The sequence below is a fragment of the Gordonia terrae genome (genome assembly GCF_001698225.1).
Taxonomy (GTDB): domain Bacteria; phylum Actinomycetota; class Actinomycetes; order Mycobacteriales; family Mycobacteriaceae; genus Gordonia; species Gordonia terrae.
The window spans coordinates 4192490-4217526 of record NZ_CP016594.1 but is presented as its reverse complement, the minus strand read 5'-3'; the positions used below and the strand labels follow the sequence as shown (position 1 = coordinate 4217526).

The 25037-nt window shown below is 67.6% G+C and carries 23 protein-coding genes; 16 read left to right on the top strand and 7 right to left on the bottom strand.

The annotated features are described in order from the left end of the window. From BCM27_RS18970 to BCM27_RS18900, 15 genes are all read left to right on the top strand, one after another. Complete coding sequence (locus BCM27_RS18970; protein ID WP_004019426.1) at positions 1-1008, top strand: MlaD family protein; 1008 nt, start codon at positions 1-3, stop codon at positions 1006-1008. Then, positions 1005-1988 (top strand): MlaD family protein, encoded by a 984-nt coding sequence (locus BCM27_RS18965; protein WP_004019425.1) that lies wholly within the window; start codon positions 1005-1007, stop codon positions 1986-1988. Before BCM27_RS18970 ends, BCM27_RS18965 begins: the two co-directional genes overlap by 4 nt. Continuing rightward, positions 1988-3049: an MlaD family protein gene (locus BCM27_RS18960; protein ID WP_004019424.1), complete on the top strand. Its 1062-nt coding sequence runs from the start codon at positions 1988-1990 to the stop codon at positions 3047-3049. The genes BCM27_RS18965 and BCM27_RS18960 overlap by 1 nt, the downstream gene beginning before the upstream one ends. Next, positions 3046-4059 carry an MlaD family protein gene (locus BCM27_RS18955; protein ID WP_004019423.1) on the top strand — a complete coding sequence of 338 codons (1014 nt, stop codon included), beginning with the start codon at positions 3046-3048 and terminating at the stop codon, positions 4057-4059. The genes BCM27_RS18960 and BCM27_RS18955 overlap by 4 nt, the downstream gene beginning before the upstream one ends. After that, positions 4056-5009 carry an MlaD family protein gene (locus BCM27_RS18950; RefSeq protein WP_004019422.1) on the top strand — a complete coding sequence of 318 codons (954 nt, stop codon included), beginning with the start codon at positions 4056-4058 and terminating at the stop codon, positions 5007-5009. Before BCM27_RS18955 ends, BCM27_RS18950 begins: the two co-directional genes overlap by 4 nt. Positions 5010-5106: 97 nt before the next feature. After that, the gene (locus BCM27_RS18945) at positions 5107-5859 is read left to right on the top strand and encodes a hypothetical protein (protein ID WP_004019421.1); all 753 of its coding nucleotides are present in this window, start codon (positions 5107-5109) and stop codon (positions 5857-5859) included. A gap of 27 nt (positions 5860-5886) precedes the next feature. Continuing rightward, positions 5887-6975 carry an ABC transporter ATP-binding protein gene (locus BCM27_RS18940; RefSeq protein ID WP_068884409.1) on the top strand — a complete coding sequence of 363 codons (1089 nt, stop codon included), beginning with the start codon at positions 5887-5889 and terminating at the stop codon, positions 6973-6975. A 109-nt stretch (positions 6976-7084) separates the two neighbouring features. After that, positions 7085-8581: an acetyl-CoA acetyltransferase gene (locus tag BCM27_RS18935; protein ID WP_004023602.1), complete on the top strand. Its 1497-nt coding sequence runs from the start codon at positions 7085-7087 to the stop codon at positions 8579-8581. 71 nt (positions 8582-8652) lie between these two features. Next, positions 8653-8967: a hypothetical protein gene (locus tag BCM27_RS18930; RefSeq protein ID WP_004023601.1), complete on the top strand. Its 315-nt coding sequence runs from the start codon at positions 8653-8655 to the stop codon at positions 8965-8967. Then, positions 8964-9407, top strand: coding sequence for a Zn-ribbon domain-containing OB-fold protein (locus BCM27_RS18925; protein WP_004023600.1), 444 nt, complete (start codon positions 8964-8966; stop codon positions 9405-9407). The genes BCM27_RS18930 and BCM27_RS18925 overlap by 4 nt, the downstream gene beginning before the upstream one ends. Further along, entirely contained in the window at positions 9404-10588 is a 1185-nt protein-coding gene (locus BCM27_RS18920) for a thiolase C-terminal domain-containing protein (protein WP_004023599.1), read from the top strand. The genes BCM27_RS18925 and BCM27_RS18920 overlap by 4 nt, the downstream gene beginning before the upstream one ends. A 44-nt stretch (positions 10589-10632) precedes the next feature. After that, on the top strand, positions 10633-12072 hold the full coding sequence (locus BCM27_RS18915; RefSeq protein ID WP_004023598.1) for an aldehyde dehydrogenase: 1440 nt from the start codon (positions 10633-10635) through the stop codon (positions 12070-12072). A 58-nt stretch (positions 12073-12130) separates the two neighbouring features. Beyond that, positions 12131-14503: a CaiB/BaiF CoA transferase family protein gene (locus BCM27_RS18910; RefSeq protein WP_004023597.1), complete on the top strand. Its 2373-nt coding sequence runs from the start codon at positions 12131-12133 to the stop codon at positions 14501-14503. 12 nt (positions 14504-14515) lie between these two features. Further along, positions 14516-15502, top strand: coding sequence for a GNAT family N-acetyltransferase (locus BCM27_RS18905; protein WP_004023596.1), 987 nt, complete (start codon positions 14516-14518; stop codon positions 15500-15502). Positions 15503-15548: 46 nt separating this feature from the next. Continuing rightward, positions 15549-16529 (top strand): PDR/VanB family oxidoreductase, encoded by a 981-nt coding sequence (locus BCM27_RS18900; RefSeq protein ID WP_004023595.1) that lies wholly within the window; start codon positions 15549-15551, stop codon positions 16527-16529. Between the two features lie 53 nt (positions 16530-16582). On the opposite strand, the gene BCM27_RS18895 is transcribed toward BCM27_RS18900, so the two are convergent. Next, positions 16583-17242, bottom strand: coding sequence for a TetR family transcriptional regulator (locus BCM27_RS18895; protein ID WP_004023593.1), 660 nt, complete (start codon positions 17240-17242; stop codon positions 16583-16585). A 300-nt stretch (positions 17243-17542) separates the two neighbouring features. On the opposite strand from BCM27_RS18895, the gene BCM27_RS25905 reads away from it, so the two are divergent. Next, entirely contained in the window at positions 17543-17683 is a 141-nt protein-coding gene (locus BCM27_RS25905) for a hypothetical protein (RefSeq protein ID WP_167550901.1), read from the top strand. 15 nt (positions 17684-17698) lie between these two features. Here the strand turns inward: BCM27_RS25905 and BCM27_RS18890 are convergent, their stop codons facing one another. From BCM27_RS18890 to BCM27_RS18865, 6 genes are all read right to left on the bottom strand, one after another. Continuing rightward, positions 17699-19192, bottom strand: a complete 1494-nt coding sequence (locus tag BCM27_RS18890; RefSeq protein ID WP_004023592.1) for a sugar transferase — start codon at positions 19190-19192, stop codon at positions 17699-17701. A gap of 132 nt (positions 19193-19324) precedes the next feature. After that, complete coding sequence (locus BCM27_RS18885; protein WP_004023591.1) at positions 19325-19993, bottom strand: GAF domain-containing protein; 669 nt, start codon at positions 19991-19993, stop codon at positions 19325-19327. 46 nt (positions 19994-20039) lie between these two features. Beyond that, positions 20040-21260: a lipase family protein gene (locus tag BCM27_RS18880; protein WP_004023590.1), complete on the bottom strand. Its 1221-nt coding sequence runs from the start codon at positions 21258-21260 to the stop codon at positions 20040-20042. Beyond that, complete coding sequence (locus BCM27_RS18875; protein ID WP_004023589.1) at positions 21257-22531, bottom strand: hypothetical protein; 1275 nt, start codon at positions 22529-22531, stop codon at positions 21257-21259. Before BCM27_RS18875 ends, BCM27_RS18880 begins: the two co-directional genes overlap by 4 nt. Continuing rightward, positions 22518-23624, bottom strand: coding sequence for a glycosyltransferase (locus BCM27_RS18870; RefSeq protein ID WP_004023588.1), 1107 nt, complete (start codon positions 23622-23624; stop codon positions 22518-22520). The genes BCM27_RS18875 and BCM27_RS18870 overlap by 14 nt, the downstream gene beginning before the upstream one ends. After that, positions 23614-24990 carry a YveK family protein gene (locus BCM27_RS18865; RefSeq protein WP_004023587.1) on the bottom strand — a complete coding sequence of 459 codons (1377 nt, stop codon included), beginning with the start codon at positions 24988-24990 and terminating at the stop codon, positions 23614-23616. Before BCM27_RS18865 ends, BCM27_RS18870 begins: the two co-directional genes overlap by 11 nt. Positions 24991-25037 lie beyond the last annotated feature (47 nt).

Here is a 25037-nt window from a genome sequence, read left to right as displayed (position 1 = left end):
ATGGCATCTCGCAGCACAGTTGTCGCCGGGGCAAAGGTCGCGGTGGTCGCTGCGGTGACCGTCATGTTGTTCGTGCTCGTCGTGAACGCCATGCGGAACCCGGTCGACGCCAGCGTGGTGACCTACCGCGCCGACTTCACCGATGCGTCGGGTCTCCACGACAACGGCGACGTCCGATTCCGCGGGAAGCGGATCGGCAAGATCGTGTCGGTCGACCTCGAACGCAACGACGACGGGTCCCCCTATGCGCGGGTCGAGTTCACCATGGACGACAGCCAGAAGCTGACGTCGACGTCGACCCTGGCGATCAAGTACCAGAATCTGACCGGAGTGCGGTATCTCGACCTGCAACCCGGCAAGACGCCCGGGACCATGGTGAGTCACGCGACGACCGCACAGACGGTTCCGTCCTTCGACATCACGTCACTGTTCAACGGACTCCAACCGGTTCTGACGACGATGAACGCCGACGAGGTCAATCAGTTCAGCGAGAACGCCATCGCCCTGCTCCAGGGTGACGGCAGCGGCCTCGGCCCGATGCTGGACAGCACCCAGAAGCTGGCGCGGTTTGCCGAGAATCGGCAGCAGCTCATCTCCACCCTGACGTCGAATCTGGCTCGTATCGCCGACACGATGGGCGGTCGGTCGCCACAGGTCATGGGTTTTCTGGAAGCGGTCGATCTGCCGATCAGCAACGCCATGACGGTTCTGGATGAGTTCGCGGTCACCGCCAGCGCCGGACCCGCACTCTTCGAACCGATCGAGAGGCTTCTGGTGGCGCTCGGTGTGAACGAGGAATTCGATGTCGACGTATTCCTCAAGACCACGTTCTCGTCCATGCAGGAAGCGCTGAAGTCCTTCCAGCTGATGCCCAATGCGCTTGCAGGTCTGCGAGGCATCGACACGCATGCCTCGTTCAGCAAGCAGTGCGCGAAAGGTCGCGCGCACATTCCCTCCGACGTGCGAATCCTGATGACCGGTAGCGAGGTGGTCCTGTGCAATCGATGAACCAGAAGGGGATACGCAGATTCACCTCCCACGACGGCGTGCTCGGCGTGATCGTCCTGGTCGTGGTGGCGGCCCTCCTCGGCACTCTCGCGATCATCTATCTGCGTCCGCCGGGCCAGAAGACGATCACCTTCGAGGTCACCGACGCCTCGGCGATCGAGTCCGGACAGGACGTGCGCGTCGCGGGCATCAGCATCGGCAAGGTGTCCGACGTCGCACTCCAACCCGATCGGGTGAAGGTCACCGCGCGCATCGATGCCGAGACGTTCGTCGGTGACCAGACGAAGATGGAAGTCCGGATGCTCACGCCGGTGGGCGGATACGCGATCACGATGATCCCGCTCGGGCGTGAGGAGCTCAGCGGCCCGATCCCGGCCGGCCGGGTGACCGTTCCCTACTCGATCGGCGATGTGATCCAGGCCGTGCCGAGTACCACCGACACGGTCGACACCCGAGAGGTCAATGCCAACCTCGACCAGGTCGCCGGCGCACTCGATGGGAACGACACCTCGCTGCGCTCCATCGTGAACGGTCTCGAGTCGGTCACCGCTGTGTTCGACAGGCAACGCGGCCAGGTTCACGACATCGCCTCGCTCGCCGCGGAGTACCTGCAGACGTTCAACGGGAACCGTGAGTTCGTCTTCGAGCTGATCCGCAAGATCGACATCGTGGTGAGCACCTACCACGTCAACTCCGCGGGCTTCAACTACGCCTACAAGCTGTTCGCGAACGTCCTCATGAAGTTGGCTCCGTTCATGCGGTTCTACCTCAACCACAGCGAACTGGTCTCCAGTCACGTGAACCAGATGAAAGACACCATCATCCGGCTGCAGCAGCAGCTCGGCCCGGCCATCGACGGGCTGGTCGCCACTCGGAAGAAGCTGGCGCAGTGGATCACTCCCGAAGGGATGCGTCAGGTCGGCGGCGGCACCCTGTGGACCGAGGACGTGTGCATCCCCATTCCCGGAAGGAACTGCTGATGCGAGAGATCGTTGGCTCCTCGAAACGGCGCCTGGCCATCGCGTTGGGGACCGTGGTGGTGTTGCTCGGCGTGATCACCACGATCGGATTGACGTCGGCAGGCGCCACCGGCGTCGACGACGGCGCGCCCGGCGGCGACGGATTCTGCGTCGATGTCACCGACACGATCGGCCTGTATGAGGGAAACCCGGTCACCCAGATGGGTATTCGCGTCGGAGCGATCGACCGGATCGAGAGTCGAGGTGACCACGTACGGGTCACGTTCTCGCTGGACCCTGGGCGCAGCTATCCCGCCGACGTCAAGGCTGTGACCAGATCCAAGTCGCTACTGGCCGACCGCAGTCTGGAGTTGGTGGGCAACTATGCAGGCGGCCCTGCCCTGGCGGAAGGGCGATGCATCGGCGTGGAGAACTCGTTCACCCCGAAGAGCATCTCGGAGGTTGCCGCTTCTGCGGCGGACTTCTTGAAGTCATTGTCCGACAACGGCGGCGACGACCTGGAGACCGCCCTCGACGGTGCGGACCGGGCGTTCGCCGGGACCGGTCCGCAGGCGTCGCGGATGTTCGAGAACGCCGCCCGCGCGGCGCAGAATCCGGACGCGTTCGTCGCCGACATCGGTTCGTCGATCCGCGACATGGCGCCGCTGACCGACGACGCAGTGAAGAACTGGGATCAGATCATGTCGATCATGAACCAGATGCCCTCGGTCACGCAGCTCGGGACGACCCTGTTCTACGACGTCGCGAGGTTCTGCCGGGGAATCGGCTGGACGATCGCGCTGATGTACGACATCCAGCGGAACTACGGGGAGGACATCCTGTGGCCGCTGCTACACGGTCCGGTCGAAGACATCATCGCCTACGGCGCCCAGCGTGCACCCGAACTCGGCCAACTCGTGTCCATGACGCCGTCGGTCGCCGCTGCCATGCGCCAGCAGGAATCGTCCTCCGGTGCGCTCTCGATTCCGTATGTCGCGCCGAAGATCGATGTGGGCGGCGGACAGTCGGCGCCGGTCAATGCACTGTCCATCCTGTTGCAGAAGGCGGGTCTCCAGAAATGATCGGAAGACGAACCGCACTGGGCCTGGCCGCGGTGCTCGTAGCGGTGATCGGACTCACCGGGTGCTCGGCGTTGAGTCCGAACCGGCTGCCGTCGGTGAAGAGCAGTGTCCCGCTCGACTATGAGGTCACACTGCAGTTCGCGAGCGTGCTCAACCTGCCGGACGGCGCCGATGTGATGATGAACGGGCTCCAGGTCGGCCGCGTGAACCACACCGAGACCACCGACGAAGGTGTCGACGTGGTGGTCGGACTGACCGACGATCGCCCGGTCCCCGCCGACTCCTCGGCGATCATCCGGCAGAACACGCCACTCGGCGACACCTACCTGGCGCTCGAGCCGCCGACCGAAGGCGGTGGTGAGTTGCTGCGGGACGGCAGCGTGATCCCGCTTGACCGTACGACGTCTCCGCCGCCCCTCGAGGACACCATTGCCGTTCTCGCCTATTTCATCAACGGCGGCAGCATTCAGAAGGTCCAGGACACGATGGCGACACTGAATCGCACCATGCCGCCGATCAAGAATGTGCGGTCGATCGCGACCACGGTCTCGAAGGATCTCGACGACCTGTCCCGCAACACCGCGCAACTCGACCGCATGCTCAACAGCCTGAACGCGGTGTCGGGGTCGTTCTCCGACAGCCGGCAACAGATCGAGCACGTGTTCTCCGAGCAGGGCGAGCACTACTGGAAGACCGTGTCGAAATCGTTGGTGGCCCACATCAGCACGCTGCTGCCCTCCGTCGGGTCGGTGTTCACCGGCGGTCTGTTCCTCGTGCCCCTGCTGAACTCGGCGGCTGACGCCGCCGAGGCCGGGCGTGGGATGTGGGACCAGGCTCCTGCGACCGGCGCCGCCATGGCCGAGTTCTTGGAGGACACGCTGATTCCGTTCGCGAAGAGGCCATCGGTGAACATCGCCTCGGTTGCGACCCCGTCGGTTCAGGCGGCAGGCAAGACGGAGTTGCTCGGCGACACGAAGATGCTGCTGCGGATGTTGGGAGCGATCAAGTGATCACCAAGACACGAGTTTCGGTGGTGGCGATGCTCGCCATCGCCGGGTTGTCCATCGCCTACATCCTGAGCGTCGGACTACACGTGAACTCGCCGTCGGCCAGGCACGCGACCATCACGGTGGCGGACACGAACGGCATCCTCGTCGGTTCCCGAGTTCTGCTCCGCGGCATCGAGATCGGTCACGTGACCGAGATCTCGCAATCCTCACGCGGCGCCGAGATCACCTGGAACTACGACGACACGGAGAACATTCCGGTCGAGAGCAACTTCCGCGTCGACAACCTGTCGGCGCTCGGCGAGGCCTATGTCGCGGTGATGCCCACCACCGCAGAGGGCCCGTACCTGTCCGACAACGCCTACATCGACGGCGAGAACGTCTCCAACGCCGCCACGTTCAAGGATCTGTCCGAACAGGTGACCGAGGTGCTCGGACAGACCGACCCCGACAAGGTCCAGCGTGTGTTCGCCGAACTCGACATGGGGCTGCCCGACGGCATCGAGGTCATCGAGGACCTCAACAAAGCCGGACGGCTGCTGGCTGCGGAGTTCACCGCGCGCGCAGACGAACTCACCACTCTGCTGGCGACCATGCAACCGCTGCTCATGCGGTCGCAGCCGATACCCGGGCTGCTGCGGGCGACGACTCCGCACATAGCCGGTTTCGGAGTGGGATTCGCCGAACTCGAGTCGGGCGTCAAGGACGCCATCGACTGGAGTGGGCCGATGTACACCGGTATCACTCAGGGGGCGACGCCGCTGGTCGCGGCTCTGCAGAAATTCCTCGACGACAGCGGCGCGGACCTCAAGATCATCGGTGAGAACCTGCTGCCGGCCACCCGCTCGGGTGCGGCGTCGCTGCGGACCGTCGATGTCGGCCGGGTTTTGGACAACCTGATCAACGCAACCGATTCCGGGGCTGTGGAGATCCGCATCCCGGCCGGGGGGTGACGGTGACCGACACCCGCACGACGACGCGGGATTCCGCAGCGAGCGCACCGAGCGCTCCGGCACAGATCGACCAGCAGACACAGACAGGAGACCGGCGATGACGAAGACCATCACCACGGACACCGAGACCGACGCCGACGAGAACTCGGCCTCGGCGGATACCGAAACGGCAACGGCAGCATCGGGCGACTCGGCGGCGGACCGCGCTGAACCCACGAAGCGCGGGCGACTGAGCACCGCCTCGGTGTCGTTGCGATCAATCCTGATCGGCGCCGTCGCTGTGCTCGTCGTCGGAGCGATGGCATTGCTGGGGTGGCAGTGGTCCAGCGCCTCCAGCGAGGTCGACCGGTTGAACGCGGCCGCCGCCGACGATGCTGCGGCCGAGAAGGTGGCGCTCGACTACGCCACCGGTGCCGCCGACATGAGCTTCGAGAACCCCGATGAGTGGCGGACCCTGCTCACCAAGGGCACATCACCGGAGCTCTCCGAACGGCTCCGACGGGCGTCGACCCAGATGGAACAACTGCTCCGGCCGCTGCAGTGGTCGTCGACCGCGCAGCCGATCGCGGCCAAGGTCGAATCGGTCGACGGCAACACCTACCAGGTCGTCGCTTTCGTCAACGTGCAGACGAAGAACGTGCAGGCGCCCTCGGGGATCGAGTCGACGGCAACCTATCGGGTGACCCTCGACAAGAGCCAGAACTGGCTGATCACAGCGATCAGCAGCACGGGATCGAATCTCGATGCCGACAGTCCCGGCAACGGTGCACCGGCCGGCGAACAACCGATTCCCGGCAATCCGCCCGCCGAGCAACCCGCCCCCGCCGATCCGCCCGTTCCGGGCAACTGACGACGACCACGAGAGCTGGAGGACGAGATGGGTGTTGAGGTCAGTGTGGAGAACCTGACGAAGTCGTTTGGTTCGCAGAACATTTGGCGTGATGTCTCGCTGACCCTGCCGGAGGGGGAGGTCTCCGCGCTGCTGGGTCCGTCGGGTACCGGTAAGTCGGTGTTCCTGAAGACCTTGATCGGTCTGCTGCATCCCGAGCAGGGTTCGGTGATCATCGATGGCACCGACATCACGCAGTGTTCGGCCAAGGAACTCTACGAGATCCGCAAGCTGTTCGGCGTGCTGTTCCAGGACGGTGCGTTGTTCGGGTCGATGAGTTTGTTCGACAACATCGCGTTCCCGCTTCGTGAGCACACGAAGAAGAAGGAGAACGAGGTCCGCGACATCGTGATGGAGAAGATCGACCTCGTCGGTCTGACCGGTGCCGAGGACAAACTCCCGGGTGAGATCTCCGGCGGTATGCGCAAGCGTGCCGGTCTGGCGCGTGCGCTGGTGCTGGATCCGCAGATCATTCTGTGTGACGAGCCGGACTCGGGTCTGGATCCGGTGCGTACCGCCTACATCAGCCAGTTGCTGATCGACATCAACGCCCAGATCGACGCGACGATCCTGATCGTGACGCACAACATCAACATCGCGCGGACGATCCCGGACAACATCGGCATGTTGTTCCGCAAGGAGTTGGTGATGTTCGGTCCGCGTGAGCAGTTGCTGACCTCGGAGCAGCCGGTGGTCAAGCAGTTCCTCTCCGGTGACCGGTTCGGTCCGATCGGTATGTCGGAGGAGAAGGACGAGGCCCTCGTCGCCCAGGAGGCGGCGATGGCGGCTGCGGGTATCTCCGGTGGTGGTACCAAGGAGGACTTCACCGAGATCATCCCGCAGGTGCAGCCCAATCCCGGTATGCCCGAACGCAAGGCGATCGCCCGTCACCGCGAGCGCGTCCATCAGATGCTTCCCGACCTGCCGCAGAACGCCCAAGAGGCGATCCGCCGCAGCCAGGAGCAGGAAGACCAGATCCGCGGCGAGAACCGCGCGCATGCCGCCGACATCGCGGATCGCCGACGCGACGACCGGATCTGGCAGGACGCTCCCACGGAGGTACTCCCGCGCGTCTGACGCGGGGCCAGGCCGCAATCCACGAGGGGCGGATTGCGGCCTATTACCTATCGAGTTTAGATTTGAGGGGACGGTCACCGCCGTCTCGTCGAACTGAAGGCAGGCCACCATGACCATCGATCCCCGCACGCCCGTCCTCGTCGGCGGCGGACAGATCACCGCTCACGACGGTGGCGTCGAGCCGGTCGATCTCATCGCGCGCGCGGCACACGAGGCGGCTGCCGAAGCCGGGACGTCGCGCCTCCTCGAACTGATCGACTCCATCCGCGTGGTCGGCCTGTTGTCATGGCGCTACCGCGACCCCGGTGCGTTGGTGGCCGAACGGATCGGGGCAGATCCGCGACACACCGGCTACACCGGGAACGGCGGCAGCACGCCGCAGGTGCTGGTCAACGGTGCCGCCGAAGACATTGCCACGGGCCGCGCCGACGTCGTTCTCATCGGGGGTGCAGAAGCCTGGCGCACGCGGATGAAACTCCGCGCACAGGGGGAACGGCCCGACTGGACCCGACAGGACGAAACTGTGCCGTCCGCGCCGATCATCGTCCCGGACGTTCCGATGGAGGCGGAGAGCGAGCGGCGGATCGGACTCGACAGACCGTCCTTCGTCTACCCGTTGTTCGAGCAGGCTCTCCGCGTCGGAGCGGGTCGGAGTATCGCCGACCACGAGAAGTTGCTCGGGGAACTGTGGTCGTCGTTCAGCGAGGTTGCCGCGGATAATCCCTACGCCTGGACCAGGCGTACGTATGCCCCGGGAGAGATCACGACTCCGACCGATGGCAATCGCCTCATCTCGTCTCCTTACCCGAAGCTGCTGAACTCGAACAACATGGTCGACCAGGGTGCGGCACTGGTGATGTGCTCGGTCGAGACCGCACGACGCCTGGGAATCCCCACCTCGTCGTGGGTGTTCCCACACAGCGGAACCGAATCCAAGGACACCGACGCCGTCGCGGCGCGTCCCGCCCTGAACGGTTCGGCACCGATCCGGATCGGCGCCGCCCGTGCGCTCGAACTCGCGGGGATCGCGATCGACGACGTCGCTCACCTCGACATCTACTCCTGCTTCCCCTCGGCCGTGCAGGTGGCGGCGCGCGAGATCGGCGTTCCCGCAAACGATCCGGAACGTCCGCTGACCTGCACCGGCGGGCTCACCTTCGCGGGCGGTCCGTGGAACAACTACAGCACGCATGCGATCGCCACGGTGGCCACCCGGTTGCGCGGGTCGCCCGGCACCTTCGGCCTGGTGACCGCGAACAGTGGGTACCTGACGAAGCACGCCTTCGGCGTGTACTCGACCGAGCCGCCCGCGGCGGGCTTTCGCCGGGAAGATGTCACCGAAGCGGTGCACCGGGCATGGACGGGTGCCGAGCCGACGGTCGAGGTGGTCGAATCCCACGAGGGTGTCGCCGAACTCGAGACCTGGACGGTGGCCTACGACCGCACGGGAGTCCCTGAGCGGGCATTCGTCGCCGGTCGCGTTCACGGCGGCGGCCGCACCCTGGCGGTGATCACCGACAGCGGCGACCTGGACGAACTCGCGACCACCGAGGCTCAGGGACGACGGGTGCGTGTGGCTACCGACGGCTCCGCACATCTCGATTGACGCCTTATAACTAAAGCCGTAAGGTTTACGCAACGACGTCGGGCACGGCCCGGTGGTGAGGAGGAGCAACGATGAGCGAACTGGATGACTTCCGGGTGCGCTACGAGCATCATGTCGGGCACGTGGTCGCGGGAGACATGAAGGCCGCGATGGCCGAGATGATCCAGGAGAACATCCCGGCCGTCTTCGACGGCGTCGACGTCCCGCGGGGTGCGGTGGACGCGCACCGGATCGTCGGCGTCCGGGCCGACGGCGATCGCATGGTCGGAGAGACCGTCTACACGACCGAGAGTCGCGAGATCGGGCTACGTTCCATCTGGGAGCGCCGGGACGGCGAGTGGCTCGCCGGGGCCCTGGAGAACTTCGCGCCCGAGTCGGTGCGATGACGACTGCCGACATCCCCTGGGGGCCCGCCGCCGACGGGCTCGACCAGCCGTACTGGGATGGGCTGGCCGAGAGGGAGCTGCGCCTCCAGCGCTGCCGCAGTTGCTCGACCTGGATCTGGAGCCCCCAGTCGGTGTGCGGGAACTGCCACTCGCTCGATCTCGGCTGGGAGACAGTCGAACCCGTCGGCACGATCTACAGCTGGAGCCGCAGCTGGTATCCGTACATCGAAGAACTGGCCGACCGGCTCCCGTATGTCAGCGTGCTCGTGGAACTGGAGAATGCAGGTGGCCGGCGGGTGCTGGGCATCCTGACCGACGATCCCGAAAGCACCCCGAAGATCGGCGATCGCGTCGTCGGCGTCTTCGAGGAGCGCGACGGTGAACCGTGGCCGCTTCTCCGTTGGCAGCGGGCCGAAACGAACGATGGAGAACGCAGATGAGCAACGGGATTCGTGGTGGCGCTGCCGTGGTCGGCGTCTCCGAGATGCATTACAAGCGCGGGCAGTCACCGCTCACCGAGCAGCAGATGACGATCCGGGCAATCCTCGACGCGTGCTCCGACGCCGGGGTGTCGCCACGTGAGGTCGACGGATTCGTCTCCTACGCAGGCGGTTCCAACGACGGGCCGATCCTCGGGGCCGCACTGATGATCGACGAACTGCGCTGGTCGAACATGATGTGGGGCGGCGGTGGCGGGAGCGTGGCGGCCGCGATCACCAATGCGGCTGTCGCCATCACGTCGGGTCAGGCGCAGTGCGTCGTCGTGTACCGCGCGATGTCCCAGGCCGACACCGGTCGCCTGGGGTATGCCAAGTACCACTACGGATCTCACTTCCTCGCGCATGGCGTGGGTTCGCCCGCCCAGATCTGTGCCATGCGAACTCAGCGCATGCTCGAACACGACGGCGTGCCCCGCTCGGCGATGCGTTCACTGGTGCTGGCGGCTTATCAGCACGCGCAGCAGAATCCGACGGCGCAGGGCCACGGCAAGCCGCTGGACGAGGAGACCTACGAGTCCTCGCGGATGATCGCCGAGCCCTTCCATCTCTACGACTGCTCACGGGAGAGCGACGGCGCGGTCGCGCTGGTGCTCGTCGGTTCCGACCGCGCGCGCGATCTCCGTCGGGACCCGGCGTTCGTGCTCGCCGGCGCACAGGGAGCGCCGGGTGGGTTCTGCGAGCGGGTCGACAACGACGCACAGTATTCGACGGCCGGGTTCGGTCCGGCGAACAACGGAAAACCCGGTGTAGCCGAGCGTCTCTGGGCGTCGGCCGGCTTGGGGCCGGACGACGTCGATGTGGTCCAGGTATACGAGAACTTCAGCGGTCCGGCGGTTGCCGCGCTGGTCGATCACCGGTTGTGCCCGCCCGGCGAGGCGGCGGGCACCGTGATGACCGTCGACAATCTGACCGCACCCCACGGGAAGCTGCCGGTGAACACCAGCGGCGGCAATCTGGCGGATTCGTTCATCAACGGACTGAATCTGGCCGTGGAAGCGGTCCGTCAGGTTCGCGGCACGTCGACCAATCAGGTTGCCGACGTGCGGACGTCGCTGTTCATCGGCGGCCCGATGGCGCCGCTCGTCAGTTCGGTGCTGTTCGGCCACGCCGAGACCGTCTAGCCACGACCACCAGGACCCCGACACCACAAGGGCAGGGAGAAGACATGTTCGAGCGAAACGATCTGTTCATCGGTGGACAGTGGACACCGGCGGAGTCGGGCACCGGGTACGACGTCATCGAGGCGGCCACCGAGAAGCCGCTGGGCAGAAGCGCACTGGGCGGCCCGGCCGACATCGATCGTGCGGTCGCCGCAGCGCGGTCGGCGCTGGCGGGACCATGGCGTTCGATGGGGCCGCGCGAGCGGGCCGATGTCCTCGACCGGTTGGCCGCCGCACTGACCGCACGTGCCCGTGACACCGCCCAGCTGGTCAGTCGCGAGAACGGTATGCCGATCGCATTGTCGAAGTCGGTCAACGGATACGGCCCGGCGGCGATGCTGTCGTACTACGCGAACCTGATCCGCGCCTCCGACACCGAGGACGTGCGTCCGAGCGCGTTCGGTGGACGCACCGTCGTCCGTCGTGAGCCGGTCGGTGTCGTCGCGGCGATCACGCCGTGGAACTACCCTCAGCCGCTGGCCGCGATGAAGATCGCGCCGGCGCTCGCCGCGGGATGCACGATCGTGCTCAAGCCCGCACCGGAGACGGCGCTGGATGCGTTCGTGTTCGCCGACGCCGCGCAGGAGGCCGGACTTCCCGAGGGCGTCCTGAACATCGTTCCTGCCGAACGTGAGGCAGGCGCCTACCTGGTCCGGCACCCCGGGGTCGACAAGGTCGCATTCACGGGATCGACCGCCGCGGGCCGAGCCATCGGTGAGGTCTGCGGTGCTCTCCTCCGGCCGGTGACCCTCGAACTCGGCGGCAAATCCGCGGCGATCGTGGCGCATGACGCCGATCTGGACGAGTTCGCGCGGCACCTGCTCGACGTCTCGCTGGTGAACAACGGTCAGACCTGCCACGCCAGCACCCGAATCCTCGCCCCGCGAGCTCGTTTCGACGACGTCGTGGAAGCGGTCACCGAGACCGTCCGGGCACTACGGGTCGGCGATCCGCTGGACAAGGCGACCGCGATCGGGCCGCTCGTCAGCGCCGCGCAACGCGACCGGGTGCTCGGGTATGTCGAAGCCGGCCGGGCCGCGGGACATCGGATCACGACCGGCGGCGGCGTCCCGGCCGATCAGGCGCAGGGTTGGTTCGTCGAACCGACCGTGTTCGCCGGCGTCGAGAACTCTGCGTCGATCGCCCAGGAGGAGATCTTCGGCCCCGTCCTCACCATCACCGAGTACCTCGATGAGGACGACGCGATCCGCATCGCCAACGACTCCGAGTACGGGCTCGGCGGCACGGTGTGGACGACCGACGAGGCCCGGGGCCTCGCCATCGCCGACCAAATCCACACCGGCACAGTGGGTGTCAACCACTACGCACTCGATCTCGCAGCACCGTTCGGAGGGGTCAAGGCGTCGGGTCTCGGACGAGAACTCGGCCCCGAGGGCATGGCGCCGTACGTCTCCGCCAAGTCGGTCTATTTCGCCACTCGGTGACCGTCGTCTCCGATGCGACCACAGATGATCAGCAGCAGAGAATCCCGACAGGAGTGACATGAGCGATCTGCCACTGTCCGGCGTCCGTGTCGTCGACGCAACCGACGGACTCGGCGAGTCGTGCGGCCGGTTCCTCGCGGACCTGGGTGCCGAGGTGGTGCGCGTCGAGCGTCCGGGCGGATCGCGGTCGCGACGCTCCGAGCCGATCGAGGCCGGCCTGAGCATTCCGTTCGCCCTCAACAACGCGAACAAGAAGGTCGTCGTCCTCGACCTCGACACCGACTCCGGACGGCACCGATTCGGTGAACTGGTCGCCGGGGCCGACATCGTCGTCGAGTCGTCCACCGACAGCGCGGGTCTCGACCCGGCCGATCTCGCCGCCGCGCACCCGGCACTCGTCGTCCTCACCGTCAGCGGATTCGGTCGAACCGGCCCGTACCGGAACTGGACTGCCACCGAGTCGGTGATCTATGCGATGAGTGGTGTGCTGTCGCGCTCCGGCGAGCCCGGCCGCGAGCCGCTGCTCCCGCCGCCCGGACTCGTCGAACAGTCGGTCGGGGTGCATGCCGCGTGGTCGGCGCTCCTCGCCTACTTCGACCGGATCCGCACCGGAGCCGGGCAACTGGTCGAGATCTCGGCGTTCGAGTCGGTGGTCCACGGCTTCGACCCCGGCTTCGGCGTCCAGGGGTCCGCGGCGGCGGGTCGGCGCGACGACTTCCCGCGTGGGCGCCCCGATGCCGCGAACTTCTACCCCGTCCTTCGATGCGCGGACGGGCAGGTGCGGATCTGCCTGCTGGCCAAGCGTCAGTGGCGTGCGATGTTCGCGTGGCTCGGCGAACCCGACGAGTTCGCCGATCCGGCCTTCGACACCATCCCGGCCCGGTTCGCCGCGGCAGACCGGCTGCATCCGTTGATCGAGCAGCTGTTCGCCGATCGGACCCGCGACGAACTGGTCGCCGAAGGGGCGGCCCGGGGCATCCCGATCGGCGGCGTCCTTCGCATCGGTGAGGTCCTCGACAACGACCATTTCGACGCGGCGGGGACCCTCGTCGACGCCGAGATCGGCCCGGGTGTCCGTGCGCGGATTCCCTCCGGATACGCGCGGATCGGCGGGCAGCGAGCCGGATTCCGTCATCGTGTTCCCGGCGTCGACGCCACGCAGGTGCCTGCCTGGTCACCGCGTACGGAGCCTCGGCAGACGTCGACGGATTGCGAGCCGCCCGGTAGCCACCCGTTCGCCGGCCTCCGCGTTCTCGATCTCGGCGTCGTCGTCTTCGGGGCCGAGCTCGGCAGGCAGTTCGCCGACCACGGCGCGGACGTCATCAAGGTCGAGAATCGCGAATTCCCCGACGGTCTGCGACAGTCGAAGCGCCCGAACACCCTGTCGCCGTCGGTCGCCTGGGGCCACCGGAACCGCCGATCGCTGGGACTGAACCTGCGGACCGATGGGGGCAAGGACCTCTTCCTCCGGCTCGCGTCAGAGGCCGACGTGGTCCTCGCCAATTTCAAGCCCGGCACCCTCAGTGCGATGGGCATCGGGTATGACGAACTCCGCGAGGTGAATCCGCGGATCATCGTCGCCGAGGGAAGCGCCTTCGGCAGCGTTGGTCCATGGAACACCAGGCTCGGGTATGGCCCGCTGGTCCGCGCGGCGTGCGGGGTGTCGTCGCTCTGGCGTTACTCCGACGACGATCCCGGTCTGTGTGACGGGTCCACCGTCTATCCCGACCACATCGGCGCGCAGGTCAGCGCTGTGACCGTTCTCGCGGCGCTGATCGCCCGGGGATCGCACGGGCGCGGCACCGACATCGAGATCGCCCAGGCCGATGCCGCGCTGGTCGCCCTCGGTGGTCAGCTGGCACGCGAATCGCTGTCGTCCGGATCCGTACGGGCCGAGGGCAACACCGATTCCTTCGCGGCGCCGTCGGGCGTGTACCCCTGTGCGGGCGATGACGAGTGGGTGGCGGTGTCGGTCCGCGACGACCACGAGTGGCGAGGCCTGGCCGCCGTCATCGGACGCGACGACCTCGCCGACGATCCCCGATTCGGGCGGCGCGCCGACCGCATCGAGAACCGCGCCGAGGCGGACAAGGTGCTCGCCGCATGGCTCGCCGAACGTACGCCGACCGAGGCGATGACACTCCTCCAGGAAGCGGGCGTACCCGCCGGCGCGATGCTCCGCCTCCCCGAACTGCTCACCGACCCACACCTTCTCGATCGCGATGCGTACACCCAGTTGGCGCACCCGATGTTGCCGGCGTCGCTGCCGACCGCGGTGCGGGTCGCCCGTTTCGGATCGATACCCGACGCGCCGTTGCGTCCGGCCCCGCTGCCCGGTGCCGACACCCACGAGATCGCGGTCGGGGTCCTGGGACTCACCGATGACGAGTACAGCCGACTCGTCGACGACGGGGTCCTCCAGCCCGCTTGACAGGAGTGCACAGTGATCACCTACGAATGGCGCCCGGAGCTGACCGGTGCCGAACTCGACGAAGTCCTCCAACTCGTCCAGGACGCAGCGGAATACGACGAAGAGGCCGGATTCTCGTCCATCGACGCCGACACCGTCCGAGAGGTCGGTGGCGCCACCGGGACCGTTGCGCATCTGCCGATCAAGGCCCGGCGTGATCTCAGCCCGCTCGACGACGTCCCGTTGGTGATCGTGGCCTACCTTCATCTGTCGGTCGCCGCCGATGGGGTGGGCACGGTGTCGTACGTCGTCCATCCCGACTACCGTTCGCGCGGGATCACGACCCTGCTGGTGGAAGAGGTCGGCCTCGACGTGGTCGGTGAGGGCGGCTGGGAACGCACCGGAGCCAACGCACTTCGCTGCTGGGCGTACGCCACCCATCCGGCGTCGGGCAGACTGACGCGACGATTCGGCATCCCCGCGGTGAGCAGGCAGTGGACCCTGGCCCGGCACCTGGCCGGTCCGTTCGCACTGCCTCTCGACGAAACCGAGGTCGCGGACGGGGTCACCCTCGGTGACCCACGCGACCACGTCGCCGACGACCCCGCCATCGCACAGGTTGTGGCGGCCGCGGACCTCCCTGAACGACATCACGACCGGGTGACCGCGGACCTCCGCCGTGGTGGCGGGACCGTCATCGACGCGCGCGACGAGAACGGCGTCGTCCTCGGATTCGTCTGGTACACCACCGAACACCGGATGCACCTCGAGCTGCGGACCGCACTCGTCCATGCGCTCGTGCTGTCCGAGAAGGCACGCGGTCTCGGACTCGGGGCGACGCTGCTGACGGCGGCGCTGGCGCGGCAACGCGATGCCGGGATCCAGGTCTCCCAGTTACGGATCGATCCGGACGATGCCGGTGCGGTGCGCATGTGCCGCCTGCTCGCCTTCGAGCAGGAAGACGTGCACTCCTGCTACCAGGTCGGAACAAGTACGAGCCCGCCGCCGGCGTTCCGATGAACGCGGCCGCGCCTGGTGACAACCGTTGTGAGAATGGGAAATCCGAATGAGTGAGCCTGTGACCGTCACCGAGTTCGTCGACGATGCCACGTTGCAGATCGCCGACAAACAGGTGGAGGCCGATGGGGTCGTGTCGCTCACTCTCGTCGACCCGGACGGGAATCCGCTTCCCGCATGGGAACCCGGCGCGCACCTGGATCTCATCCTGGGACCCGATCTGATCCGTCAGTATTCGTTGTGCGGCGAGGTGACCGATCGGGACCGGCTGCGCGTCGCGGTGCTGCGTGAGCCTGCCGGCCGCGGTGGATCGTCGCGGGTCCACGACGAACTCACCGTGGGAGAGCTGATCGCGGTCAAGGGGCCGCGCAACAACTTTCCGCTCGTGGATGCGCCGGCCTATCTCTTCGTCGCGGGTGGGATCGGGATCACCCCACTGAAGCCGATGATCGACGAGGTGCACGCGCGGGGTGCGGACTGGACGTTGCTCTACGGCGGCCGTACCGCGGCCGGGATGGCTTTCGGCGAGGCGCTGGCGCAACAACATCCCGAGCATGTCGCGCTACGACCCCAGGACGAATACGGACTCCTGGATCTCGCTCGGGCCGTCGCCGAGGTCCCGGCCGAGACTGCCGTCTACTGCTGCGGACCGGAACCGCTCCTCGTCGCAATCGAGGAGGTCTGCCGCGGCCGGTCGGACATCGAACTCCACGTCGAGCGATTCGCCCCCAAAGTAGTTGCGCAGGATGGTGAATCAACCGCCGAGGCGTTCGAGGTGGTACTCGAGCAGAGCGGGCGGAGCGTCACGGTGCCGGCCGACAGGTCGGTGCTCGACGCGCTGCTCGACGACGGTATCGATGTCGACTTCTCCTGCCGGGAAGGCACCTGCGGCACCTGTGAACAGGTCGTGCTCGACGGCGTGCCGGACCATCGCGACTCGGTGCTGTCCGAGGACGAGCAGGCTGCGAACGACTGCATGATGGTGTGCGTGTCCCGGAGCTGCACACCGAGGCTCGTACTCGATCTGTGATCGTCGAGCGGTGCTGGGCGAGGGGCGGGTGTCACGGCGCCCCTCGACTCCGGTCATCCCGCGGCGGCGGGCTCCGCATCCGGTGCAGGCAGATCGTGATCACGGATGATCCCGTGCAGAAAGCTGCGCACGATCCCCTCGAAGAGCTGGCGCTGGGTGAGATCGTTGCTCGAGAGTGCCTGAGCGAGAAGAGGCTGCGACTCCGCGGAGACATTCGGGAAGATCGCCGACTTGGGGCGCGGCGGGCGCATGGCTTCCATCAGGACCGCGCCGATCGACAGGGTCTCCATCCCGTCGAGGATGCGGACGTGCAGATCCACCGGAACGCCGGAATCCAGCAGGAACTGCGCGGTGTCCTCGTAGGTCGACGTGAAGAGATCACGCGGGAGATGCTGCAGCAGGACCGGGGCGGCGTTGCGATGGCGCAGGATCGACTGCCGGAAATTCAGCGCCAGCGCCACGAAGAACTCGGGCCAGTCGGGTCCGGGGTTCATCCGCGGTCGCCGGACGGCGGTGCCCGCGATGTAGCGGGCGACCTCGGTGAGGATCTCGTTCTTGTCGTCGAAATGGTGATAGAGCGACGGCGCGCGGACCCCGAGGTGTTTCGCGAGCCGCGGCAGGCTGAACGCCTCGAGTCCCTCGGAGTCGATGATCTCGATGGACGCCATCACGGCCGCCTTGCGGCTGATCAACGGCTTGGACGGCCGTGCCATGTCCCACCTCTCCACGCTGCCTGAACGGACCTAACAAGAGTAGTTTCAGGCGCGATGGATGTCCATGCGGGCCTACCGAATCGGTGCCCGTACCGGCTCGCGGCCCGCGGGGTCGGACATGCGGTTGTCGCTCGATCCGGGGATGGGCGAGCCGCGTTGCCGGAAAATCAGTGGCGCCGAGAGGCGCCCTCACGCCACCATGAGCGGGCCATCGCGTCCACCGATGCCCAGCCGGCATCCACCGCACGTGATCGACGAAAGGTCAGCCCACACAGCACATTCCAGCGTCAGGAGGTCGACATGACCGCACTACTACTCGCGATCGTCAGCGGCATCATCCTGCTCGCCGTCGTCGTCCGCACACTCATCGTCACCGTCCGGGACGACCGGGGTCGCGTCCCGTATCGCGCAGCGTATGACACGCGGCGCCCGTCACCCTGAGGGTGCGGACTCGACTCACTCCGCCTTCTTGAGCACCGCGAGCACGGTCAGGAGGAGGATCTTGACGTCGAGCCACAGCGACCAGTTCTCGATGTAGTAGTTGTCCCACTCGGCGCGGTCGGCGATGGAGGTCTGGCCGCGGAGGCCGTGCACCTGCGCCCATCCGGTGACACCGGCCTTCACGCGATGGCGTTCGCCGTACCGTCGGATCTGCACCTCGAACAGCGAGACGTACTCGGGGCGCTCGGGACGCGGACCGACGAGGCTCATGTCCCCGCGGATCACGTTGAGCAACTGGGGCAATTCGTCCATCGACGTCGACCGCATGATCTTGCCGATCTTGGTGCGGCGGTCGACGCCTTCGACGCCGCCGGGTGCACTGCCCTCGGTGGGCCGGAACTTCTCCGCGTCGGGATCCTCGGGTCGCATCGACCTGAACTTCAGGCAGTCGAACACCCGCGCGTTGCGCCCCACCCGCGGTTGCGCGAAGAAGATCGGCCCGGGGGAGCTCAACCGGACCAACAGCATGAGTGTGAGGAACAGCGGCGAGATCGCCGCCAGGATCAGGGCTCCGACCACGCGGTCCCCGATGTGTTTGGTGCGGAACTGCCACCCGCGCGGGTTGGTGTGCGGAACCGACATCAGGGGAAGTCCGCCGATGTGGTCGACCCGGCTGCGGCGGCCGACGACGTCGAACATCCGCGGCACGATCCACACCTTGACGCCGTGCCGATGGGCGATCCGGACCGCAGCCGTGAGCCTCTCCACATTGGTGACCGCGAACGCCACCACCAGGACCTCGGCTTTCGTGGCCCTGATCGCGTCGTCGAGCTCATCCACCCCGCCCAGCTGTGCGATCTCGTTGGTGGGGCCCTCGTCCCGATCGGCGCGGGGCGGTGCGCCGGCCGCCAGGATGCCCACCGGCCGGAGGCCGTGCTCCGGGGCGGAGACCATGCGGCCCACGACCTGTGCGGTGATCGGCCCGTCGCCGATGATCAGCGTGGGGGACAGCAGATGACCGTTCTTGCGCAGGTTCCGCTGGATGAGGTCGCGGATCAGACGACCGAACGGAACCCAGAACAGCGCCGACACCCACACTTTGGTGACCGCGGCGCCGGGACGGTCGTCGGAGTAGGAGAGGAGCAGCGAGCACAGCAGGATCATCGCGGCGATCGTGCACCCGGTCATGACCCGGCCGACCTCGTCGAGGAAGCGGCGGTTCAGCCCTCGGCGGTACACGCCGCGCACCGAGAAGATGATGACGACGATCGGGACGAACAGGACCAGCGTCCACAGCGGGGGGTTCGCGCCGGTGCCGCTGTTCACCCACCAGAGCCCCATCGCCACTGCGATCGCCGCGGAGACCACGTCGATCGACACGGTCACCATCGTGCTCAGGGGATCGTCGCGGATCAGCTCGTGGAAGGTGCGCCGGCCGCTGGGCGGCGCGGACACCGGGGCACGCGTCGTCGTCTGCGGGATCTCGGCCTGCGATACACGGGTCGACAAGTCCACTCCATCCGAAGAACAGCCCCCCGCTCCCGAAGATTGTAGGTGCACCCGAGGGGCTCGTGTGGGCCTACCGGGCACGTGTCGAGCACCGAATGCTCACTACCAGGTCACGGGGCTGCCCAGCCGGGGTCAGCGTCCGAAGATGAGTTCCTGGACCAGGATCGAGAGATCGGACATGAGCTGGACCTCGGACGAGGACCAGTGGTGCGGTTCGGAATCCCAGGCGCAGAACGTGCCGATGACATGTCCGTCCTCGTCGGCGAGCGGGATGCCCAGGTAGGAGGTGACCTCACCGCTGACGGCGGTCGGATGATCGGCGAGCAGCGCATGGTCGGCGATGTCGTCGATGATCAGCGGTGAACCGCTCACGACCGGCAGGACACACAGGGAGTTGACCAGCGTTCGGGTGCTGGGCCCATCAGGGTCTCCCGAGCGGAATGCGATGGCTGCGGTCGCCTGCTCCTCCGGGGTGATGAGATTGACCGCGACGTGCGGAACCCCCACGGCGTCGATCGTGAGCCTGATCGTCTCGTCGAGATCGTGGGTGGGTGGGTCGTCGAGGAGCCCGCTGTCCTTGAGGGCGCGCATGCGCTCGGGATCGGCCAGGATGGCGCGCAGAGATCTCGCCATCTCGGGATTGCGTCCGCGGACCGCCTCGAGTACGGCGAGCAGTCCGGCCTCGGGTGAGGTGTCGAAGAGTGCGGCCAGTTGTTCGGCATCCGGGGCCGTCGCGGAGTCGGGAGCGGGGGCGTCGACGGGGCTCACCGTGTTCTCACCGTCTTCGGGGCTGACACTCATCCTCGCTCCTCTCGCTGCCTGGGCCGGCCGGGCACACGCTCACGACTCACGCGCAGGTGTTCGGCGGTCGTCGTCCTGATCGCACGGCCTTGACCCAGTCGGTCGCCGCCGAGCCGATGTCGAGTATGCCGTGCGGCTGATTGCGGACCCTGATCGCAGTGATCACATCACCCAGGCGGCACCCTCGGTCGATGGCGGCCGCGGTCCAGGGTGCTGGTATGACGTCGTCCGAGTCGCTGTAGGCCACGAGCATCGGTGCCGACGCCCGTTCACGGGGCAGACTCACCTCGCGTAGCCACGTGCGAAGTCGGTCGGTGGCCGCGTCGTCGACGGGCCGATAGTCCTCGGGTCGGGTTTCTTCGACAACGGCCTGCTTCTGCACGATCGCGTCGTCGTTGCACTCGAGGAACACCCCGAAGGCCTCGAGCAGGGGTCCGTGCACATAGTCGTCGATGACGAGTTCGGGATGCTTCGCCTTCAATCCGGTCAGCACCAGCGGCAGGAAGGCGATCTGTTCGGGCGTGAGGGTCCCGGCGGCCATCGCGTCGGCCAGGGGCGCGACGTCGAGCGCGGGACTCATGCTCACCGTCCCCTGCAGGCGCAGGCCACGTCCGTAGGTGTCGGCGATCTCGTTGGCGTGGAAGATCGCGTGCCCGCCCTGCGAGACCCCGAAGCCCCACCATCGGTCGCTGGTGCCGTCGACGACCGCCCGGGTCGCCCGGACCGAATCGATGATGTTGTTCGCCGCCGGCGCCGGGTCGAGATAACGGTGGGGTCCTGGCGTGCCCAGTCCTTGGTAATCGGTCTGCACGACGACGAACCCCTGCTCGAGCAACGACGCGACGAGCTCGACGGTGCCCAGCAGGTTGCCGTAGAGCGACGGCGCGCAGTTGCCCGCGGTGCCGGTCGTCGGGTGACCGACCGCCAGGATCTGCCACCCGCCCGCCGGTGCCCGTCCGCGCGGCACGAACACGGCCGCCGAGACCGGAACCAGCTCGCCGCCGGCCGGATCGGTGGACAGATAGCGGAACCGCACGGTGCGGTCGACGATGCGCCGCAGCGCGATGTAGGCGTCGGTCGGCATGGGGTCGCCGACGAGGTCGCCCGCCGACGCCCCGGGGGGTGCCGCGAAGTCCGACGACGTGCCGTCGGAGGACTCGGGCCCGGAAGGCGATGAGCAGGCGGCGGCGAGCAGGACGGTGACGAGGAGGAGGGCCACGAGCGCGGGAGTGGACAAGCGCCCGGCGCGCCGCGACGTCACCCTCATGACCGCGTGAGCAGCTGATCCAGCAGGGACACCGGATCCTCACAGAGATGGTCGAGGGCCGCCTCGATCACCGGACGCCCGACGAAGTCGCTGCAGAACGTCGTGGTGAAGCTGCGGGATCCGTCGATCTCGCTGACGAGCATGCTCGCCGCATCAGGACCGTCGGGTTCGACGTAGGCGAAGAGGTGGTGCGACGCCGACGCGGGTTCCCATGGCAGGTCGCCGAAGATCCCGATCCGACCCAGATCGCTGACCGACAGTCGTAACCGGTCGGGCACATCGGTGCGGGATGGCGGCGCCGTCTCCGCGCCCGACGTCGACGGGCGTAACCGCGCCCGCAATTCACCGGCGGCCAAGATCGCTGCGGGCCAACCCGACTCGGCGACCGCGCGAATCCGATCCCCGATCTCGGTCGGCGTCGCGTCGGGCGGGAAGCGCAGCGGGATGCCCACTGCGAAGTTCCCGTGGTCCTCGGCATGCTCGGCGTCGAGATAACGACGGCAGTCGAACAGGATCTGGGTGCGGTCGTCGAGCGAGACCCCCTGGGTGGACAGCGCGGCGCGCCACAGTGCGACGGTCACGGCCGCCGACGACATCCGGACGCCCGTGTCGGCGATCGCACGCTTGAGTTCGGCCGTCTGACCCGGACGCATCGCGGCCGTGACGGCGCAGCGGGTGGAGTGCCAGTCGTCGATCGTGCGCCTCGGCGCCTCGGTGGTCGATGCCGCGTTGTCGGCGCGCAGACGCGCGATCTCGCGGAGACGGCGCGGATGCCGCAGCACATGCCGACGCAGGGCCCGCCACGCCGCGTCGGACGGCAACGACCGTTCGAATCGTTCGGTCATCGGGAAGTCGTGACGGCTGGCGACGCCGGCGATCTGCTCGACGCCGAGTCGGCCGTCACCCATCCCGTGGGTGTGGTCGATGACGAGCCACTGTCCGCACACCAGCACCTCGAGCCGGGGAAGCGGTTCGGGGCGGTTGCGCAGGCGTGTCATGAGGTCGCCGACCGGCAGATCGGCGAGGTCGGGACGCTCGACGACCTCGGGACGGGTCTCGACGTCGTGCCTCCAGCTCGCCGACGCCGGGTCGGGGACGAGGGTGAGTCGCGACGCAGGCGTCCACGCCCGGGTCAGTCGAGTACGGACGACCTCGAGGTCCAGCGGTGCCATCGGACCGGTCACCGAGATCGTGCGGGAGGTCGCCAGTGCACGGTCCAGGACGGATGCGCGCTGGACTCCGGCTGCCCGGGATTCCCTAGAGCGCAGCATCGACGACCTCACGCATCTCGTCGCGGAACCGTTCGCGCCGGAATCGTTCGGCCCAGGACCGGATCTCGGAGCGGTCGAAGTCGTCGACGGCGAAGTCGCGCAGCGAGGCCGCCAGTCGTTCGACGATCTCGTCGTCGGTACCCGGCTCGATGAGCACGCCGGTCGATCCGGGTACGACGGTGTCGAGCGCGCCGCCCTCGCCGAGTGCGATGACGGGGGTACCGGTGGCCATCGCCTCGACGGGCACAATGCCGAAGTCCTCGATACCCGGCATCAGGACGGCCCGCGCGCTGCGATGCAGGTTCAGCAGGGTGTCGTGCGGGACCCGGCCGAGGAACGTCGTCTTCGGCCCGGCGAGTCCCCGGCACTGGTCCATGGCCCGGCCGTCCCCGGCGACCACGAGCCGGACGTCGGCGCGGGCGGCGGCGGCGATGGCGAGGTCGGGCCGCTTGTACGGGACCAGCCGGCCGGCCAGGAGATAGAAGTCCTCGCGCGGCACCGCCGGATCGGGGGTGAAGCCGTCGAGGTCGACCGGCGGGTGCACGACGACCGAGTCGCGGCCCCACTGCTCGCGGATGCGTTCGGCGACCGCCGAGGAGTTCGCGACGACCGTGTGGAGGCGGGGAGCGGCGCCGACCTCGCAGCGCCGGGCGACCACCGACAGAGCCGACAGGATCGCGGCACCGGCGGCGCCACCTCCTTCTCCGGCGCGCAGCGTCGGGTCCCACGCCCAGCGGGCCGGGCTGTGCACGTAGGCGATGACGGGGGCCTTCGTCGCGTGTACGGCCTGGGTGGCGAAGGCATGATGACTGGTGACGACCGCGTCGGCATCCCGCAGCGGCATCCGCCGGAATGCCAACGGCATCAACGGGAGCAGCGGCGCGTAGCTGCGCTCACCGAGCAGGCGATACGCACGATTCAGCGACGAGGTGATCGGCGGGTCGGCCAGCCCGGCCGGGATTCCGGAGGTCCGGGCGATCGGCGCATGCACCTCGACGCGCGGCCACGCGGCGGCCAGTTGTTCGACGACGTGCTCGGATCCGGCTATCTCCGTGAGTCGTTCGTGAACGACGGCGATGCGGTCAGCGAGCATTGCTGCCCACGTCTCCCGGCGCGGCCCGGAACCGGTCCGGATCGGGCGGGCTGATGTCGCGATCATCGTGCGGTACAGCTGGTGTCATGGGTTCGGCGGCCTCGGTTCTGGTGGGGGTCGTGTCCCCGGCACTCTCGACGGGGATCACGTCTGCGGAGGTGGACAAGGCAGGCGCGGGAGGCTGCTTTCCCGTGCGCTGCACGATCAGATGCCGGGTCGACCCGATGGTCGCGAGCTGCGACAGGGCCCGTTCGGCGGCCTTGCGATCGCGCCCTGACGTCGACACGACGACGACCGCGAGCGCAAGATCGCCCGGGTCGACGTGCTGCCACCAGGACCCGGTGAGGGGGTGCCGGTCGACGCGCAGACGATGTCCGGTCGCCGCGCCGTCCGTGGGTGGGACGAGATCGGTGATCAGGCGATCGGCGTCGACATGCTCACCCGTGAGGATCACCGCGGTCTGTGCACGGCGATGGCGTTGCGCGAACGCGGGCAGCAGAGTCGACGGCAACGCCGGTTCACCGCGCCGTCCGTAGGTGAGGTGCGCGCCGTACCGATGGGCGGCGCGGCGGGCCCAGATCGGATTCGGTCTGCGACCGACCCGCCCGCGGAACAGTACGAGCAGTTCGGCCGCGATGATCGTCGCGGCGATCCCGGCGACCGCAGCCTCCTGAGCGGGCTTGGGGCTGACGGGGACCTCGCTCACCGATGGCGCCGCGAGGATCGTGAGCTTGTCCGACGACGAGTTCTGCAGGCGGGTGAGCTGCGAGTCGAGATCGGCGAGCGTGGCGTCGGATTCGACCTTGGCGTCACTGCGGTCGGGCAGCGCCCGGTTGCGGACCCGCTCGGCGGTCACCTGCGCGCGCAACTGATCGATCTGCCGGGTGATGTCGCGTGCGTGGGTGGACAGGGATGCCGCGGAGATGGCGGTGACCATCGCACGGGCCACGTCCTCGGCCTGCCGGCTCGTCGGCGCCGTGGCGGTGACATCCATCAGCGTGGGTGCGGTTCCCGGTGTCGTGGCGACGTGCGAACTCAACTCGCCGGTGGTCCAACCCGTGTCCACCTGCGTCAGCACCTGCTGCAGGACGTTCTCGTCGGTGGACAGCGCCACGAACGGCGCGCGTAGCTGTTCGACGAAGGCGTCGCCGGGGATGATCGTGCCGGCCGGCGTGATCTCGGCGACGACCGTGGCCGAATACTCCTTCGGGACCAGCGCGGTCCGCAGCGCGAACACCGACGCACCGACGATGATGCCGATCAGGATCGCCGGGAGGGCGACACGGGCGAGATCACGGAAGTGTCCGAACAGGTCTACCGAGGGCGGCGCATCGCGTCGCCCGGCGGCATCGAAGCTGGAGGTCACGCGCGTATCTCCTGTGGTGTCGGATGCCCCCCGACCATCCCCGGACA

Coding starts and splice junctions, on each gene's coding strand:
- BCM27_RS18970 (WP_004019426.1), top strand. CDS start 1: ATGGCATCTCGCAGCACAGTTGTCGCCGGGGCAAAGGTCGCGGTGGTC.
- BCM27_RS18965 (WP_004019425.1), top strand. CDS start 1,005: ATGAACCAGAAGGGGATACGCAGATTCACCTCCCACGACGGCGTGCTC.
- BCM27_RS18960 (WP_004019424.1), top strand. CDS start 1,988: ATGCGAGAGATCGTTGGCTCCTCGAAACGGCGCCTGGCCATCGCGTTG.
- BCM27_RS18955 (WP_004019423.1), top strand. CDS start 3,046: ATGATCGGAAGACGAACCGCACTGGGCCTGGCCGCGGTGCTCGTAGCG.
- BCM27_RS18945 (WP_004019421.1), top strand. CDS start 5,107: ATGACGAAGACCATCACCACGGACACCGAGACCGACGCCGACGAGAAC.
- BCM27_RS18940 (WP_068884409.1), top strand. CDS start 5,887: ATGGGTGTTGAGGTCAGTGTGGAGAACCTGACGAAGTCGTTTGGTTCG.
- BCM27_RS18935 (WP_004023602.1), top strand. CDS start 7,085: ATGACCATCGATCCCCGCACGCCCGTCCTCGTCGGCGGCGGACAGATC.
- BCM27_RS18930 (WP_004023601.1), top strand. CDS start 8,653: ATGAGCGAACTGGATGACTTCCGGGTGCGCTACGAGCATCATGTCGGG.
- BCM27_RS18925 (WP_004023600.1), top strand. CDS start 8,964: ATGACGACTGCCGACATCCCCTGGGGGCCCGCCGCCGACGGGCTCGAC.
- BCM27_RS18920 (WP_004023599.1), top strand. CDS start 9,404: ATGAGCAACGGGATTCGTGGTGGCGCTGCCGTGGTCGGCGTCTCCGAG.
- BCM27_RS18915 (WP_004023598.1), top strand. CDS start 10,633: ATGTTCGAGCGAAACGATCTGTTCATCGGTGGACAGTGGACACCGGCG.
- BCM27_RS18910 (WP_004023597.1), top strand. CDS start 12,131: ATGAGCGATCTGCCACTGTCCGGCGTCCGTGTCGTCGACGCAACCGAC.
- BCM27_RS18900 (WP_004023595.1), top strand. CDS start 15,549: ATGAGTGAGCCTGTGACCGTCACCGAGTTCGTCGACGATGCCACGTTG.
- BCM27_RS18895 (WP_004023593.1), bottom strand. CDS start 17,242: ATGGCACGGCCGTCCAAGCCGTTGATCAGCCGCAAGGCGGCCGTGATG.
- BCM27_RS25905 (WP_167550901.1), top strand. CDS start 17,543: ATGACCGCACTACTACTCGCGATCGTCAGCGGCATCATCCTGCTCGCC.
- BCM27_RS18885 (WP_004023591.1), bottom strand. CDS start 19,993: ATGAGTGTCAGCCCCGAAGACGGTGAGAACACGGTGAGCCCCGTCGAC.
- BCM27_RS18880 (WP_004023590.1), bottom strand. CDS start 21,260: ATGAGGGTGACGTCGCGGCGCGCCGGGCGCTTGTCCACTCCCGCGCTC.
- BCM27_RS18875 (WP_004023589.1), bottom strand. CDS start 22,531: ATGCTGCGCTCTAGGGAATCCCGGGCAGCCGGAGTCCAGCGCGCATCC.
- BCM27_RS18870 (WP_004023588.1), bottom strand. CDS start 23,624: ATGCTCGCTGACCGCATCGCCGTCGTTCACGAACGACTCACGGAGATA.